At 43.0% G+C, this 16,140-nt stretch carries 14 protein-coding genes; 6 read left to right on the top strand and 8 right to left on the bottom strand.

All coding sequences use genetic code 11. From position 1 onward, the window contains the following. Nucleotides 1–56: 56 nt before the first annotated feature. Both GVN16_RS01690 and GVN16_RS01685 read right to left on the bottom strand, forming a co-directional pair. Nucleotides 57–1,406 (bottom strand): NAD-dependent succinate-semialdehyde dehydrogenase, encoded by a 1,350-nt coding sequence (locus GVN16_RS01690; RefSeq protein WP_166562097.1) that lies wholly within the window; start codon nucleotides 1,404–1,406, stop codon nucleotides 57–59. A 5-nt stretch (nucleotides 1,407–1,411) separates the two neighbouring features. Next, a complete protein-coding gene (locus GVN16_RS01685) occupies nucleotides 1,412–1,825 on the bottom strand; it encodes an Rrf2 family transcriptional regulator (protein ID WP_166562096.1) in 414 nt (137 codons plus the stop codon). A gap of 202 nt (nucleotides 1,826–2,027) precedes the next feature. On the opposite strand from GVN16_RS01685, the gene GVN16_RS01680 reads away from it, so the two are divergent. Beyond that, nucleotides 2,028–3,314 (top strand): RsmB/NOP family class I SAM-dependent RNA methyltransferase, encoded by a 1,287-nt coding sequence (locus GVN16_RS01680; RefSeq protein WP_166562095.1) that lies wholly within the window; start codon nucleotides 2,028–2,030, stop codon nucleotides 3,312–3,314. 13 nt (nucleotides 3,315–3,327) lie between these two features. On the opposite strand, the gene GVN16_RS01675 is transcribed toward GVN16_RS01680, so the two are convergent. Both GVN16_RS01675 and GVN16_RS01670 read right to left on the bottom strand, forming a co-directional pair. Next, entirely contained in the window at nucleotides 3,328–3,750 is a 423-nt protein-coding gene (locus tag GVN16_RS01675) for a thioredoxin family protein (protein WP_166562094.1), read from the bottom strand. An 80-nt stretch (nucleotides 3,751–3,830) separates the two neighbouring features. Beyond that, nucleotides 3,831–4,184 (bottom strand): hypothetical protein, encoded by a 354-nt coding sequence (locus GVN16_RS01670; RefSeq protein WP_166562093.1) that lies wholly within the window; start codon nucleotides 4,182–4,184, stop codon nucleotides 3,831–3,833. 338 nt (nucleotides 4,185–4,522) lie between these two features. Between GVN16_RS01670 and GVN16_RS01665 the strand changes: the two genes are divergently transcribed. Together GVN16_RS01665 and GVN16_RS01660 are read left to right on the top strand one after the other, a co-directional pair. Beyond that, complete coding sequence (locus tag GVN16_RS01665) at nucleotides 4,523–5,140, top strand: inorganic pyrophosphatase (protein WP_166562092.1); 618 nt, start codon at nucleotides 4,523–4,525, stop codon at nucleotides 5,138–5,140. Nucleotides 5,141–5,417: 277 nt separating this feature from the next. Further along, entirely contained in the window at nucleotides 5,418–6,689 is a 1,272-nt protein-coding gene (locus GVN16_RS01660) for an amidohydrolase family protein (RefSeq protein ID WP_166562091.1), read from the top strand. 75 nt (nucleotides 6,690–6,764) lie between these two features. On the opposite strand, the gene GVN16_RS01655 is transcribed toward GVN16_RS01660, so the two are convergent. Both GVN16_RS01655 and GVN16_RS01650 read right to left on the bottom strand, forming a co-directional pair. After that, a complete protein-coding gene (locus GVN16_RS01655) occupies nucleotides 6,765–7,748 on the bottom strand; it encodes a pyruvate dehydrogenase complex E1 component subunit beta (protein ID WP_166562090.1) in 984 nt (327 codons plus the stop codon). 216 nt (nucleotides 7,749–7,964) lie between these two features. Beyond that, entirely contained in the window at nucleotides 7,965–8,294 is a 330-nt protein-coding gene (locus tag GVN16_RS01650) for a tRNA-binding protein (protein WP_166562089.1), read from the bottom strand. A 121-nt stretch (nucleotides 8,295–8,415) separates the two neighbouring features. On the opposite strand from GVN16_RS01650, the gene GVN16_RS01645 reads away from it, so the two are divergent. Beyond that, the gene (locus GVN16_RS01645; RefSeq protein ID WP_166562088.1) at nucleotides 8,416–9,126 is read left to right on the top strand and encodes a hypothetical protein; all 711 of its coding nucleotides are present in this window, start codon (nucleotides 8,416–8,418) and stop codon (nucleotides 9,124–9,126) included. A gap of 32 nt (nucleotides 9,127–9,158) precedes the next feature. Further along, a complete protein-coding gene (locus GVN16_RS01640; RefSeq protein WP_166562087.1) occupies nucleotides 9,159–9,959 on the top strand; it encodes an MOSC domain-containing protein in 801 nt (266 codons plus the stop codon). Nucleotides 9,960–10,302: 343 nt separating this feature from the next. Here GVN16_RS01640 and GVN16_RS01635 read toward each other — a convergent pair whose 3' ends face one another. Both GVN16_RS01635 and GVN16_RS01630 read right to left on the bottom strand, forming a co-directional pair. Further along, entirely contained in the window at nucleotides 10,303–11,628 is a 1,326-nt protein-coding gene (locus GVN16_RS01635) for a T9SS C-terminal target domain-containing protein (protein WP_166562086.1), read from the bottom strand. A 35-nt stretch (nucleotides 11,629–11,663) separates the two neighbouring features. Next, complete coding sequence (locus GVN16_RS01630; RefSeq protein ID WP_166562085.1) at nucleotides 11,664–14,486, bottom strand: TonB-dependent receptor; 2,823 nt, start codon at nucleotides 14,484–14,486, stop codon at nucleotides 11,664–11,666. A gap of 981 nt (nucleotides 14,487–15,467) precedes the next feature. Here GVN16_RS01630 and GVN16_RS01625 point away from each other — a divergent pair. Further along, complete coding sequence (locus tag GVN16_RS01625) at nucleotides 15,468–16,139, top strand: RNA polymerase sigma-70 factor (protein WP_166562084.1); 672 nt, start codon at nucleotides 15,468–15,470, stop codon at nucleotides 16,137–16,139. Nucleotide 16,140: the final 1 nt, after the last annotated feature.

Here is a 16,140-nt window from a genome sequence, read left to right as displayed (position 1 = left end):
ATTGAAAACAAGTTTTACTGATGAATATTGATAAATGCCCCTGGCTTATAAACCTTTCAGGCGTCTACCCAAACTGATTTTACGTTGGTAAATTCATGCATCCCGAAATAGGACAGCTCACGGCCGTATCCTGAGTCTTTCACTCCTCCGAACGGGAGTTTAGGGTCTGATTTTACCATATTGTTGACAGAAACAAAGCCGCTTTCAATCAGCTCGGCCAGTCTTTTACCTTTTTCAAGATCGCCGGTCCAGATGCTGGCACCCAGCCCGAACGTCGTCTCATTGGCGAAGTCAATGGCTTCCTGTTCATTCCGGGCTTCGTAAATACATGCCAGGGGACCGAACGTCTCTTCATTGAACACACTCTTGCGGTCTTTATTCATGGCTATCAGGGTGGGCTGAAAATTACAATCTTCATAGGTGCCGCCCGTAAGCAGTTCGTTATTTTCTTTTTTCAGAAAGGCAATCTGTCTGGCCAGGCTTTCTGCCAGGTCGGGTTTGGCCAGAGGGCCGAGGTGCGTTGAGCTGAGAAGCGGATTACCCTGACTGAGTTTACCGACTGCAGCGGATACCTTCTCTGTGAATTCTGCCGCCACTTTTGATTCGACGATCCATCTTTTGGCCGCAATACACGTTTGCCCGGCATTCTGAAACCTTGATCTGACGGCTGTTTCAGCAGCTTTGGCAATATCGGCATCATTAAGCACGATAAAAGGATCGGAGCCACCTAATTCAAGTACCGATTTTTTAATGTATTTACCTGCCAGACCTGCTACTGAAGAACCTGCTTTATTGCTTCCGGTCAGGGTTACGCCCCTCACCAAAGGCGAACTGATGATCATTTCCATATTGCCGGAATCGACAATCAGGGTCTGAAATACACCTTCAGGAAAGCCTGCTTCCAGGAATAGTTTTTCCAGGGCCAGGGCACATCCGGTTACATTGGAGGCATGCTTTAAAACTACCACGTTACCACAAAGAATGGTAGGAATAGCAAACCGCAGCACCTGCCAGAAAGGGAAGTTCCAGGGCATAATGGCCAGGATCACACCCAAGGGGTCAAAACGTATATAAGATTCCCTTGCGTCGGTACTGATCATACGCGGACTGAGAAACTCATCCTGATGCTCAATGTAATAATTTACGGTGAGGGCAGATTTCTCAACTTCGGCTTCAGCTTCTCTGAGGATTTTTCCCATTTCGGCCGTGACAAGACGAGCCAGCTGAGTTTTGTTTTTGATCAGTAAATGACCGAGGTTCTGCATTTTAGAACTTCTCTCGCCAGTTTTCCATGACTTAAAGGTTTTGTTGCCCAGTTCAAGTTTCCGGGATAACTCCGCCTCACTCATCACCTTATATTCTTCCAGGACTTCCTTTGTGTAAGGATTTATACTTTTTAAGATCATTAGTTTCAGGATATCATATCCAATAAAGTAGTTTTTTCATAAACATTGAGGTTGGCATCCCTGATACGCTCCATAATCGGGCGTATTTTACAGGATTCCTCATCAGAGCAGTCATCACATTTGCCATAGAAGTGAAGCGAAACACAAAGCATCGGGGCAATAGGCCCATCAATGATCCTGATGATTTTGGCAATAGTCACCTTTTCAGGCTCAATTCTGAGCATGTATCCGCCACCTTTGCCTTTCTGGCTATGTAAGACACCATTATTTCTAAGCTCGAGAAGGATCGCTTCAAGAAACTTCTTAGGAATATTTTCTTTTTCGGCGATTTCTGAAATCAACATAGGTTTTTTTTCAGAAAAATTTTCTGCCAGAATTTTCAGTGCTTTTAATGCGTATTTAGCCTTTTTGGAAATCATTTGGTCACTTTTCGTTGATAGTGTTTAGACAAAAGTACAATTTTTCGATTCAATTCGAATATTTATCAGGCAATATTTTTGAAGAGCATAAATGGCCGTATTTACCTGCTGATGCACCACCCCGGCATTTTTAAATCAATGTTTTTAAATGCCTCACCCTTTTTATTTCATACTTTTGTAGTCCTCATTTAAAAGAATAACAATGGCAAAAGATAATTTGGTTTCAAAAAAGAAGCAGGAAGCAGCACCGGCAGTCAGAATATACCGCCCTCTGGCAGAGGCAGTAGTCATGTGCCTCATGCGGATTTTTAACGACGGAACCAAAGCCGACAAGGTGATAGAGAGTGTGCTGAAGTCTAATCCGAAATGGGGTTCAAGAGACCGCGGCTTTATTGCCGAAAATACCTATGAAATTGTCAGGTGGTGGAGATTGTTAAAATTCTGTGGTGGTCCGGGCTGTGTAAAACTGGAAAGTAAAGAAGACTTCTTTTTGATTTCAGGAGTCTGGTATACCCTGAAAGGCATTGAACTGCCCGATTGGTCTGAATTTAAAAGCATTGATAAGAAGGATATTCAGGATAAATATAAGGAAGCCCAGCAAACCAGGAAAATAAAGGAATCGGTGCCTGACTGGCTGGATGAACTCGGAGAAAAAGAACTGGGAGAGCAGTGGGACGCAGAACTGGCGGCCATGAATCACAGGGCGGAAGTGTACCTGAGGGTAAACACCCTTAAAACAGATCTCCCGAAACTGGCAGGTCTATTGAGTCAGCGGGGCATTGTGACGAGTACCGTTGAAGGTTGTTCTGATGCCCTTAAACTGGCTGAAAGAAGTAACGTTTTCGGACTTCCTGAGTTTAAAGAAGGATTGTTTGAAGTGCAGGATGCCGGCAGCCAGATCATTTCTGATTTCCTGGATATTGAGCCGGGCCAGAGGGTAGTGGATGCCTGTGCCGGGGCAGGAGGGAAGTCTCTGCATATCGCGGCTAAAATGAAAAATAAGGGAAAGCTGATTGCCATGGACGTGGAAGAGTACAAGCTGACAGAGCTTAAGAAACGTGCGAAAAGAAACGGCGTTGATACGATAGAAACCAGGCTGATAGAGGCGAAAACGATCAAAAGGATGCATAATTCTGCAGACCGTCTTTTGCTGGATGTGCCTTGTTCAGGTCTGGGGGTGTTAAAAAGAAACCCGGATTCGAAATGGAAGCTGAAGCCTGAATTTATTGAAGAGATAAGAAAAGTACAGGAAGAGATATTGTTTAACTATAGTAAGATACTCAGAGCCGGCGGCAAGATGGTTTATGCTACCTGTAGTGTTTTGCCTTCGGAGGGGGAGAGGCATGTCCGTAAGTTTTTAAGGAAAAACAAAGCCTTTGAACTCCTGGAAGAGAAGAGGATTTCACCTGCCAAAGATGGATTTGACGGCTTTTATATGGCATTGATCCAAAAAAAGAAGGTGGAAGAAATCCTCCCACCTTCAGTATAAGATAGTTTATATCTTAGATTTTCTTTTTGGAGTTGGCTTTCATCCCCAGCTGAAGCAATTGCTCGGTGGTTTGATAGCCCAACACCTGGGTAACGATCTTACCTGAGTTCGGATCAATGAACAATAGGGTAGGATAGCCCTGGATCGGATACCTGTTGGCCAAAGCCGGCCCTTCGCCTTGTTCCATGTCTACTTTAGCGTTCACAAAATTAACATTGAAGAAGTCTCCCAATGTCTTTTCAGGGAAAACCCTCGCCTGCATGGCTTTACATGGGCCGCACCAGCTGGTATAAGCGTCAAGGAAAACAAGTTTCTTTTCACTTTTGGCCTTTGCAATGATATTCTTCCATGATTCATGCTCAAACCTGATACCCGACTGAGCAGACGCAGCACTGGCAAAAACAGAGAAAATAACTACGAATAATGCGTTCTTCATTTAAAAAAGCGTTTTAGTTTCCTAACGTAAGGGTAATAATTAAAATCTTTCAGGACAATGGCTTAACATTTGATTAACAATTAATCATAGCTGTCGTCATCGTCATCATTACGGCTGTTGCCACCGATTTTCATCGTATCGAGATCGGTATATTTGTCTTCGTAATCGTCTTTGATATCATCTTTCAGGTTGCCGTCGTCATCATAGTCTTTATCTTCCTTGATGATTTTATGGGCCTGGGCATTGGTCATTCTCATGAGATAGTATTTATCTTCTGTTTCGTATGGCAATGCACTTACAAACTTGCCGTCTTTATCCGTAAATCTGATCAGGTGTTCTGCAAATCCCGTCGGATAATTAAGTTTTATCTGCTCTTGTAATTCAGCATCAAGTTTGTCAAAATCCTTTATAACTTTTGGTTTCGAAATGCTCATTGTATTTGCTTTTTGTATAGTATTTCTGACTTAACGTAAAAATTTAGATTATGTTTTAGCATGACTAAAGGGATGCTAATAAATAAAAATATTTGTATAAAATCAATAAAATCTGCTGTTTTTATACAAACATAATTCAAAAGGTCTGAATAAGGTTCAAACAATTTGTTAAAAACGACAAATCGCCGCTGAAGAAGGCTGTTGCCTGCTTTTCTGACGACAAGGGTTCTTGAAATGCAGACTTTTGAGTATTTTAAGAATAAAAATTTGGATAAAAAATTTATTTAAATGTAGACTTTAGGGATTTAAACTATATTTGTTTTTTTAAAAAATATTAAATGAAACCAGTATATAAATCTCACCCGTGGCATGGTATCCCGATCGGCGAATCTGCCCCTCAGACTGTCACCGTTTTTATTGAAATTGTACCCACTGACACATTGAAATATGAGGTTGATAAAGAATCAGGGTATCTGAAGATCGATCGCCCTCAGAAATATTCCAACCTTGTTCCGACACTTTACGGATTCGTTCCCCAGACTTACTGCGGAGATGGCGTGGCTAACCTGGCCAGGACCAACGGTGCCGAGAAAGTGCAGGAAGGTGATGGTGACCCGCTTGATATCTGCGTGTTGTCAAGCCACCACATTTCTCATGGAGATATCCTGTTGCAAGCCATTCCGATCGGAGGATTTTGTCTTCTTGACAAAGGAGAGGCTGATGATAAGATCATCGCCGTATTGATGGGTGACCCGATTTACGGTCAGTACAAAGACATCACGGATCTTCCGGATGCGGTATTGATGAAACTGAAGCACTATTTCTTAACTTATAAGAACCTTCCGGGTGAGCCGCAACACTGTGAGATCGCCTATGAATACGGAAGAGCGGCTTCGCATGAAGTTATCAGAACTTCGATGTCTGATTACAGGGATTTGATTTTCAAGCCTATTTAAAGGATACATTCTTTGTTTTGAGGAATCCGGCCATGTGAATGGCCGGATTTTTTTGTTTTGTTTCATTGAATTTCTCCCATTCAAATTCTCAATTCTCAGGCCTGAAGACCTGAGCAAATTGTGGGAGGGATTTGGGTCTGAAGGCCCGGGTGGATATGGCTAATGGCTTAGAGCTTACACCTTATCGCTTACAGCCCTGCCAAATATTTTAACCTCAATCACATTGAAATGTACCGCGACTTTGTAACTTGTGGCAAATTAATCTTGACATTAACATATGAGAAAAATTACACTTCTATTTCTGTTTTTAATTTCTGCTGCCTCGTTCGGGCAAAAGACCGTTTTGCACTGCGGTAACATCATTGATGTGGCTACGGGAAAACTGGTACCTCAGCAAACCATCATTGTTGAAAAAAATAAGATCACCGACATCCAGAATGGCTATGCGAAGCCGGGAGCCGGAGATGTGGTGGTCGATTTAAAGAATAAGACGGTTCTGCCGGGGCTTATTGATATGCACGTGCACATCGAAAGCGAGACGAGCAAAGACCAGTATATCAAAAGAATGAGTAACACGCCTGCTGACATTGCTTTCGAAGCTCAGAAACATGCCCTGACGACCCTCATGGCCGGTTTTACAACTGTCAGGGACCTCGGGGGCACGGGCGTGAATATCTCGCTGAGAAACGCCATTAATAAAGGCCTGGTATCCGGTCCGAGGATTTTTACTTCTGGTAAGACCATTGCTACTACCGGCGGACACGGTGACCCGTCTAACGGATGGCGTCAGGACATCAAACTGCCTGAGGGCTCTGAGAATGGAGTGGTTGACAGCGAGGAAGAAGCCAGAAAGGCCGTCAGACAAAGGTACCAGGACGGAGTGGATTGCATCAAGATCACCGCTACCGGTGGTGTTTTGAGTATCGCCAAAAGTGGTAAGGCTCCGCAGTTTACACCTAATGAACTGGACGGGGTCATCCAGACTGCGAATGACTACGGATTCCACGTGGCAGCACACGCCCATGGAAAAGAGGGTATGGAAAGGGCTCTGAAAGCCGGTGTGACGACCATAGAACACGGCACTTTCCTGGACGATGAAACCATTAAGTTGTTTAAAGACAAAGGAGCCTACCTTGTGCCTACGATCATCGCCGGTAAAACGGTCGCGGATTCGGCTAAAGTGAAAGGCTATTATCATCCGCTGGTAGTACCTAAAGCGATCGAGACCGGGGCTAAAATCCAGGAAGCGTTTGGCAGGGCCTACAAGGCAGGAGTGAAGATTGCCTTCGGAACCGACGCCGGGGTTTATCCGCACGGGTACAACGCCAAAGAATTCCAGTATATGGTTGAAGCCGGGATGCCGATGGAGGAGTGTCTGAGGGCCGCTACTTTGGTCAGTGCCGAGATATTAGGCATGAAAGACCAGATAGGCAGCCTTGAGAAAGGAAAGCTGGCAGACATCATTGCTGTGGAAGGCAACCCGATAGCCGATCCTAAAATCCTGATGAAGGTCAGCTTTGTGATGAAAGACGGTAAAGTGTATAAATAAGACAGGCAGATACCATAAAAAAAGAGCCTTTCCCAGATCGGGAAAGGCTCTTTTTTTTGACTGATCGCAGCAGTCTTATTTTTTATACATCACTTCTTTCACCGCTTTGATGGTACGTTCCACATTAGGAAGTGTAGCTTCAATCAGCGTAGGAGCATAGTGTACAGGAATATCCATTGAATTGACACGGATTACCGGGGCGTCAAGGTAATCAAAAGCATTTCTCTGAAGGTGATAAGTAATTTCAGATGAAATCGCAGCCAGAGGCCAGGCTTCTTCTACTACTATACAACGGTTGGTTTTCTTTACAGAGTTAACCACAGTCGCATAATCAATAGGACGCACCGTTCTCAGGTCGATCACTTCCGGCTTGATACCTTCTTTTTTCAGGGCTTCAACAGCAGGAAGAACGACTCTCGGAAGCATTTTTCCGAAAGTGACGATGGTCACATCAGAACCTTCTTCAACGATCTTTGCTTGTCCGATAGGCACCAGGTATTCGCTTTCAGGCACCTGGCCTTTGTCACCGTACATTTGCTCAGATTCCATGAAAATAACCGGGTCATTGTCACGGATGGCTGATTTAAGCAAACCTTTGGCATCATAAGGATTGGAAGGTACGATCACTTTCAGACCCGGAGTGTTGGCAAACCAGTTTTCGAAGTTCTGAGAGTGCTGGGCTCCTAATTGTCCGGCGTTTCCGGTAGGTCCTCTGAAGACAATCGGGCAGGTATATTGACCGGCCGACATGGCCATGATTTTTGCAGCACTGTTGATGATCTGATCTATGGCTACCAATGAAAAGTTGAAAGTCATAAACTCAATAATCGGACGACAGCCATTGATGGCTGCTCCAACGCCAATACCGGCAAATCCTAGCTCAGCTATGGGTGTATCAATAACTCTTTTCGGGCCGAACTCATCTAACATACCCTGGCTGGCTTTGTAAGCACCATTGTATTCAGCAACTTCTTCTCCCATTAAAAATATGCTTTCGTCACGACGCATTTCTTCTGACATCGCTTCTTTGATCGCATCTCTAAATTGAATTTCTCTCATATTATCGGCTTAGTGTTTATATCGGATATTAACTCTCTAATAAAATGTGATGCAAAAGTAGCTAAGGAATTGCAAATATGGAAATTTACAATAATTATTAAATCAAATGTATTTTGTGTGGGGAATGGAAAAAGGAGAAAAGACAGAAACCATATAATAGGGGAAGCCTGTTTTGCGGAAACAAGTGACTTCATTATGAATGTTTTTTCTGAATCATCAGCCGATTTTCAGGCCGTTCGGGCATGGAAGTCCGGGTTCGAGGAGTATCACTTCGCCGTTTTCGCCCATGGCTCCCAGCACAAGACACTCGCTCATGAAGGTCCCGATCTGCTTCGGGGGAAAGTTTACCACGGCAACGATCTGTTTCCCGACCAGGTCTTCGGGCTGATACCTGAGTGTAAGCTGGGCGGATGATTTCCTGATACCGAGGTCTCCGAAGTCTATCAGTAGTCTGTAGGCAGGTTTTCTGACATTTTCAGCGGGTCTGGCTTCCAGGATGGTACCTACTCTCATGTCCGTTTTTTCGAAGTCTTGCCAGGTGATCATGGTTTTTACTATTTTTTGAAGATAAATTGGGTATTTTTATTGAAACGGTATTAAAAAATTAACAAATTCTTGTTTCTTATTTACTAATTTGATAAAATAGGTTATTAAATCATCATACCTTATGTCAAAACTCAATCCTGAATGGCTGACTGAGCAACTCATTGACCCGGAATATAAGAAGTATGTTATTCTGGCCTATCTCAAATCTGTAAAAGAGAATTTTGATCAGAAAAAGTTATTTCCTGATCTCAAAGAAATTGAAAATCATTATTCTGCTTCTCTTGACATCAAAGAAAAGAAAAAGACGCTGAAAGGCCAATTCCCCCAAAAGATAAGTGATATTAATTTTTCGAATTTCCAGCTGATCAGGGAAAGCCTGACGGGGGAAGACCTGGAAGACCTTGACATTATCCTTGATTATGCCATTCCGAGGTTTAAACATGTGATGCAGCTGGGGGCGGAGATTGACGGGATGGTGAGTGATTCTTTAAAGGTGAGCCCGGTGGGTATTGTGCCTTTGCACCTTGATGAGGGCTACATCCTGCTTTATGAGGAGATCATTAATGAGACCCGGATATATAAGTTTAAAGTGACTGTTTTTGAAAGTGCCCGTGAACAGCACAGGCGGGTGAATACGACTTTTATTGCCTCAACCCCCAAAACGATCACCAATTCGTTCGAAAATATCAAGTTGCAGCTGATCAAAAACAATCGTTCGATTCCCAATCCGGCGACTTATCTGGTGGAATCCAGGTTTATTTACCCGTTGGAAGAAACACTTTTGCCGATTGCCAGAAGAAAGGTGGCCCAATATATTTCAACAATTTCCTGAAAATGAGTAGATTTGTGTCTGAACAATAATATATGGTTGTAAAAAACTTATTTATTTACCCCATCAAATCTTTAGGAGGGATTTCACTTCAGCAGTCTGAAGTGACCGTCAGGGGCTTAAAATATGACCGCCGCTGGGTGCTGGTTGATTCGAACGGCCGGTTTATCACGCAAAGGACCTTGCCGCACATGGCTCTTTTCTCTGTTGGTATTGAAAAGGACCATTTATTGGTCACCCATCGCACGAGCGGTCAGTTCATCCGGATTCCGCTGGAACCTGAGACCACCGAAAAGCAGATTGTTACCGTATGGGACGATGAAATAGAGGGTGTCAGGGTTTGTGATGAAGCAGATCAGTGGTTTTCCGAACATCTTGGATTTACCTGTTATTTATACTACCAGCCTGAAGCCTCGATCCGTAAAGTGGATGCCAAGTACCAGGTTTCGGGGCATGAACACACCAGTTTTTCGGATGCGTACCCGGCTTTGGTTATCGGGGAAGCCAGTCTGGAAGACCTGAACAACCGCCTGGAGGTGAAAGTCGAAATGAAGCGGTTCAGACCCAATATCGTAACAGGGGGTGGTGAGGCTTTTGAAGAAGACTATCTGAAAAGGATAAAAATAGGTTCGGCGGGACTTTATGGTGTGAAGCCATGTTCAAGATGCATCCTGACGACCATAGACCCTGATTCAGACGAGCCGAAACATGGCAGTGAGCCGCTTAAAACACTGGCGGGGTACCGCAGGGTAGGAAATAAGGTGATGTTTGGTCACAACCTGGTGGTGCACCAGGAGGGAGTGATTTCTGTGGGGGATGAGATTGTGATTCTCTGAAAACCTTCTGAAGGAAATAAGTATCAGAACTGCGATCGTCAGGCCGGAACCGGCAGGGAATAATAATACGCCATAAAAATCAACAGCAAGAGGTGAAATCCCCAGTTTTTTAGAAATGCTTTGACGGCTTCTGAATTTGCTTTCATTTTTCTCCTCTTTGGTTTAATGGTGCAAAAGTAAAAATCTTGTATTAACTGAATATTTCCCCAGTATTATCAAAAACAAAAAACCAGAGCAAGGCCCTGGTTTTTTGCGATTTTACCAATATGAATCAATTATGATTCAAAAAGATCAAGCGTTTCAGCTCTATATTTTTCAGAGAACAGTGACCTGTTCATCCATATTAATAATCAGTATTCTGTGGGTCAAAATTGGCCCATTTGTCTGTCCAGTCGGTAGTGTTGAAAGCTCCGATGTAAGAGTTCTGCTCAAAACCTGAAGGAAGTGTAACACCGCCTGTCAATAGTGGAGAACCTGTTTTAGGCAACAAACCTGGTTTCGATCCCAACTTGTTGTAAGCATCAGCCAGCAACAAAGTAGTTACGTCTGTCATGAATTTGTTTTTGTAAGCAGCAGTGTTGAATTTATCTGTGCTTCCTGATACGATAGGCTTGGTAGGGTGAACTACCGCAAGACCCTGGAATTTGTTTTTATCAGCTAAGAAGTTATCAGCCACTTTATCCTGAAGCTCGATTCCACCTGTGTTCCATTTTCCTGAAGAAACGGTGTTGTAGATAGAAATTTCGCTGCTTCTTCTGATTCTGAAGTGTGAACGGTATTTAGCATCGATCGTAGCACCATCACCCATGAATACAGAAACGTTGGCAAATTTAGCAGATGTTTTAGGAGTAGCTTCAGTTCCGGCAGCGTCATTGTCAGATTCAAAACCATTTGAATCACCAGCCTGGTCAGCAATAAGCGGATCACGGAGGATCAGACCATACTGAATGTTACCGCTGAAACCGTTATCCGTATCAAAGTCATCATCAAGTGTTCTGTAAGCGATAAGGTGTTTCGCGTTAACTGTTCCACCGAACCATTCGAAAGCGTCATCACCAGAGTTTGAAACCTGAACGTAGTCGATAGTAGTACCACTACCTACACCACCGAAAGTAAGACCGTTAATTTCTTTGTCAGTTTCGAAAGCGATACCTGCGAACTCGATACGTACATATTTAAGGATACCAGAGTTGTCGGCAGCGTCTGTTCCACCGAACTGAGTGGTGTTTTCACCCTCAACGATGGCCGGAGTCTTGTTTACCGGTGCTTTACCCAACAGGATCACTCCACCCCAGTCACCTGGTTTTCTTGATCCTTTAGCCTGGTTTGACGTGAATACGATAGGTTTGTCAACCGTACCTTCAGCGATGATTTTAGCACCCGGCTCGATGATAAGGGAAGCTTTGGTAGCCAAATCACCTTTGATCACCACACCTGGTTCGATAGTCAGTGTAAAACCTGGTTTAACATAAGTAAAACCTTTCAATAGATATGCTTTTCCGTTGTTTTTCACAACGCTGTTTTTCGTGATGTTGCCCTCAATTACGTTGTTGGCAAAATCTGCAGGAACTTCAGGTTCCGGTTCTTTTCCACCCTCATCACTACAAGACATAAAAGTAGCTGAGAATCCGACGGTTAATGCCAATAAAAGAATTTGAATCTTTTTCATTTTGAATTGATTTTAAAAAGAATAATAGAATTTAATTAGAATTTGTATGTAACACCTACACTGTAATAAGCACCTCTGCGGAACGACTGGATCAGGTCATCTTCACCCGCTGTATGTTTTCTTGAAATTTTACCGTCCAGGTTAGTGTCCTGATAAATTCCGAACACGTTGTTCAGCAGATCCTGTACACCCGCTTTGATCTCCAGTCTCTGACCTATGCCTTTGATCACGTTGATATCAAGCATGTTACGTGGAATTTCGTACTGATCAGGATAAAGACCATTCAGGTTTGATTTGTTTTTGTCACCTACGTAGACAATTCTCTGACCAATGATGTTGTATACCACATTGACCTGGAATTTGTGGTCGGCATCGTTATAGAACACACCACCGTTGATGATGTAAGGCGATTGTCCCTGCAGCTGACGCTCTCCGAATCCTGAACCGCCACCTGATGATTTAACATTCGACTGTATCAGGGAAGTATTCAGTAAGAAGCTCAGGTTATTGATAAACTTGCTTGAAGTCAGGTCTGTCAGGTTCTTTCTCAATTCCAGCTCAATACCTCTTGAATAAGCCCTGCTGGCGTTGGCATAAGAGAAGTTAACTCCTGAACCAGAATATCTGATCACCTGCTCAATAGGATTCTTGAAGTCTTTGTAGAATACACCCAGTGAGATCAGCTCACTTTGAGTAGGGTAGAACTCGTAACGAAGGTCGAAGTTATTTACTGAAGCATTTTTCAGGTCCGGGTTACCGGTCTTGCTGGCGTTCAGGTTAAAGTCATAATAGGTAAACGGAGCAAGCTCTCTGAATTCCGGTCTGTTCAGGGTCATACCCCAGGCCGCTCTCAACAATGATTTTTCAGTGAAATTGTATGAAACGTTAACCGAAGGCAGGACATTGAATTTAGAAAGACCTACTTCAATAGGATTTCCTGAACCCCTTCTTTTACTTTCAAGCGACTGGTCGTTATATTCGCCTCTAACACCTGCTGTAGCTTTGAATTTACCCATCGGCAACACTGCACTGGCAAAAGCAGAAGCATTCAGGTTCCGGGCTGTGTACTTGTCGTCGTAGTTGGTTCCTTCATTGACATACAGTCCGTTGGTAGAAAGATTGGAAGGGGCAAAGAACTCTTCAGGAGACAACTGGGTAGAGACTCTGAACGGGTTTACAAAACCAAACCATCTCGCACCGAAATCCCTGTTTTTTAATTCTGTATAGAATCCGGCTTTCAATTTTACCGGTTCTTTATCTTCCCCTTTTTCGATTCTGTATTCGTAGTTTCCGCTGGCCATTGTTACGGTTTCAGACAAGTCAGAGAAGAATCTTGAAGCCTGCTCAAGTACCGGGCTTGACAGCCTTGGAACGTTGATCGCGAAAGGCTCGTCCAGTGTGCTTCTTCCGACGATAAATCTGCGGGTATCAGGTTCATATCTTTTGGTGAATCCGAAACCGGCATTCCATCCGAATTCAGAATTATCATTGATGTCGTGCTTGCCGCTCAACTGACCTGAGTAGATGCTCCTTGTGTCAAACTTAAAACTGTATGCTGTTAAATCTGCAAAACTGTCTGTAGAACCGTTTCTGTAGTTGGTTTCTTTGTTGGCCAGCTGGTTAAACAGGTTTCTGAATTCAATTTTGTTTTTGGCATTGATGATATATGACCAGTTAGACATGATCCCGATACGGACGTTGTTCTGGAAAACCCTGTCTTTGAAATCATTCGGAAGCTGATCAGCGAAAACATCCGCTTCATATCTTTTGAATACCAGGTCCTGGTTCTGGAAAGCATTATTGGTATTGCTGTAGTTAGCTGAAGTATAAGTGTTAAGATCTTTAGAACCGATCTTCATTTTCCTGGTCCATAAAAGACTGAATCTCAGATCAGGACTTACCGTTTTTTGCTGTAGGGTGTAAAACGGGTTAAGGTTTTTGAAAGCATCCACATTAGCGGCTGAGTTTGGCTGAGACTGGATCTGGTTCGTGGTCGGGAATGAAGAAGGAAGCCTTCTTGTACCGTCATCAAAACCCAGCCAGTCAAATTTACCACCTGAGTAGTCATTTACTTTAGCACCTGTGGTCAGAGCCCTGGTTCCCAGTGAAAATCCTACTTCGAATTTGTTGGCATCAGGAACGGTCTTCGTGAACAACTTGATAACACCACCTGAGAAATCACCGGGAAGCTCAGCTGAAGGTGATTTGTAAACGATCATCCTGTCAATGGCACCACTCGGGATCAGGTCAAATGAGAACGCTCTTGTATCTACTTCTGTTGACGGCGAAATCGCGTCATTCAGCATCACGGTGTTGTATCTTTCGTTCAGACCTCTCACTACCACGAAACGGTCGTCAAAAATAGAAATACCCGGCACCCTTCTGATGACCTGGGCAGCATCCCTGTCCTGCGTTTTACCGATCTGTTCTGCCGAGATACCTACTGCTACGGCTTCAGCCTGCTTGATTTCAGTGATAACGGACACATCTGAGAAGGTAAATCTGCGGGCCACTACTTTAATTTCCTGTAATGACTGCGAATCTTCGACAAGTGAAGAGTTAATTAAGGTCGTCTGACCTCCGAAAACTTTGATATCTTTCAGTTCGGTATTTTTATATCCTATAAATGATATCTTAATGGTATATGTACCTGCGGCTACTTTCGGTATTTCGAAATTTCCTTCCACATCTGCAATGGCCCCGATGGTTGTTCCCGGAATAGAGATCGTAGCACCGATAACCGCTTCATTGTTTTTTGAGTCTTTTATAGTTCCCCTGATGGTTCCGAACTGGGAAAAGGCACTCAATGAGAAGGATAGAAAAAATAATAAAAAGTAGATTTTTAGATTCTTATTCATATTGGTAATTGACAATTTGATTTGACGCCACAAAAGTAGAATGTCAATATTACCTCAATGTTAAGTGAGTATTAAGGATAGGTTAGTATTTGGGAGACACGGAAGATTAGGGGGCTGAAGTGTGGTTTTAAACATGAAAATTAAATTTCGGGAACTTTTTGACCTGAAAATGGCGTTTATTTAATGTGATTGCCTGATGTGGAAAACAAAATGTATGTAATTACATAAAATATAATCTCAAAAAGTTTGCAATTATATTTTTAATACATAATATTGCATCGCAATCGGGAATCAACGCAAGGTTTTGCAGAGATCGCGGGAAGAAAAAAAAAATATTTTTTTTGCATTTTTTAAATCTTAGTTGTAAATTTGCATTGTTGAGTAAGAGTTATAGCCCGAAAGGGATTTATATATAGATATTAAAGATAAAAGTTGTGTGGATTTAGTAGCGGGAAAGGCTGGAGCATTTTGTTCCAGTCCTTTTTTTTTGTACTGATTCCTGATTTTTTTTAAGTTAAAGTGCTGTCAATGTGATACTTACAGGACAAGTATTTATTCTGCAGTTTCTTTTTATCCTGTCCTCCGTTTTCTTTTCTGCTTATTTGTACTATTACAGGAATCATTAAAGTATTCAGGATCAGCTGCCCTGTTGAGAATTATCCACGTTTTTTCAGCCTCGTCAGACCGCTGTTTTGTTGTACCACCTCTGCTTTTTCACGATGTCACAAGTATTTCTTTGACAGAAATGGTATTTCAGGCGAAGTGAACTGTGTTTTATTAATATTTAAACATTTTCTAAATAGGCCGGATATCCTGTACCTTTATCCTGTCACCTCATTTATTTTATCCGTCTTTTTAATCTTCCCGTAAATTCTTTAAAAAAAAATAAAATCCGCTAAGTGTTTTGAGTGGTTGTATCGTCTACCTTTTGAGTACGATATAATTTAAAGATTTCAAGAAAAAACTTATCTTTACTTAGAAATGGGATTGGTTAAGCTGAATATGCAAGTGGATGATGACGGTGAGAGACCTCTTTTCAGGATTCAGGAAGGAGGAGGAGATCACCAGGAAAAACCGAAGGTACTGGACCCGGAGCTGTTGATCCGTCAGGCATTCCAGTCTGAACCGGAAGCCGGTATGTCTATGCTGTTTCATCAGTATTATCCGATGCTTTGTAATCATGCGGTGCGTTTTGTTTCTTCAAAAGCCATTGCAGAAGACATTGTGTCGGACATCTTCTTTGAGTTCCATTCCCAGCAGCGGTATCTTCATATCACTACTTCATTCAGGGCATTTCTGTTTACGTCGGTCAGGCACAGGTCTTTTGATTATGTCAAACGCGAACTTCACCGCAATGCCTCACTAGACAACGCCGCCCAGTTTTCCATGGCCTCTACTTATGAGCCGGATTCCATCATTCAGTACGAAGAGCTTTGCCACGATGTCGAAAACGCCATAGGCCAGATGCCCCTGAAACGCCGCCAGATTTATATCATGCACCGGTTCGAAGGAAAAAAATACCAGGAGATCGCCAATGAGCTCCATCTTTCGCTCAGGACCATTGAGGCTCATCTGTATCAGGCCATCCGCCAGATCCGCAAGGCATTGCAGGATAAATGGCTCATATTACTTATCTTTTTCTTTTGGATTTAAC

Source organism: Emticicia sp. CRIBPO (assembly GCF_009905725.1).
In the GTDB taxonomy this organism is placed as follows: Bacteria; Bacteroidota; Bacteroidia; order Cytophagales; family Spirosomataceae; genus Leadbetterella.
This window is presented reverse-complemented; position numbering and strand designations above follow the sequence as displayed.

Excerpts from the sequence above, each read along its gene's own strand:
- GVN16_RS01630 (WP_166562085.1), bottom strand. The coding sequence starts at position 14,486 with ATGAATAAGAATCTAAAAATCTACTTTTTATTATTTTTTCTATCCTTC.
- GVN16_RS01675 (WP_166562094.1), bottom strand. The coding sequence starts at position 3,750 with ATGAAGAACGCATTATTCGTAGTTATTTTCTCTGTTTTTGCCAGTGCT.
- GVN16_RS01650 (WP_166562089.1), bottom strand. The coding sequence starts at position 8,294 with ATGATCACCTGGCAAGACTTCGAAAAAACGGACATGAGAGTAGGTACC.
- GVN16_RS01670 (WP_166562093.1), bottom strand. The coding sequence starts at position 4,184 with ATGAGCATTTCGAAACCAAAAGTTATAAAGGATTTTGACAAACTTGAT.
- GVN16_RS01665 (WP_166562092.1), top strand. The coding sequence starts at position 4,523 with ATGAAACCAGTATATAAATCTCACCCGTGGCATGGTATCCCGATCGGC.
- GVN16_RS01690 (WP_166562097.1), bottom strand. The coding sequence starts at position 1,406 with ATGATCTTAAAAAGTATAAATCCTTACACAAAGGAAGTCCTGGAAGAA.
- GVN16_RS01645 (WP_166562088.1), top strand. The coding sequence starts at position 8,416 with ATGTCAAAACTCAATCCTGAATGGCTGACTGAGCAACTCATTGACCCG.
- GVN16_RS01680 (WP_166562095.1), top strand. The coding sequence starts at position 2,028 with ATGGCAAAAGATAATTTGGTTTCAAAAAAGAAGCAGGAAGCAGCACCG.
- GVN16_RS01640 (WP_166562087.1), top strand. The coding sequence starts at position 9,159 with ATGGTTGTAAAAAACTTATTTATTTACCCCATCAAATCTTTAGGAGGG.
- GVN16_RS01660 (WP_166562091.1), top strand. The coding sequence starts at position 5,418 with ATGAGAAAAATTACACTTCTATTTCTGTTTTTAATTTCTGCTGCCTCG.
- GVN16_RS01685 (WP_166562096.1), bottom strand. The coding sequence starts at position 1,825 with ATGATTTCCAAAAAGGCTAAATACGCATTAAAAGCACTGAAAATTCTG.
- GVN16_RS01625 (WP_166562084.1), top strand. The coding sequence starts at position 15,468 with ATGGGATTGGTTAAGCTGAATATGCAAGTGGATGATGACGGTGAGAGA.
- GVN16_RS01655 (WP_166562090.1), bottom strand. The coding sequence starts at position 7,748 with ATGAGAGAAATTCAATTTAGAGATGCGATCAAAGAAGCGATGTCAGAA.
- GVN16_RS01635 (WP_166562086.1), bottom strand. The coding sequence starts at position 11,628 with ATGAAAAAGATTCAAATTCTTTTATTGGCATTAACCGTCGGATTCTCA.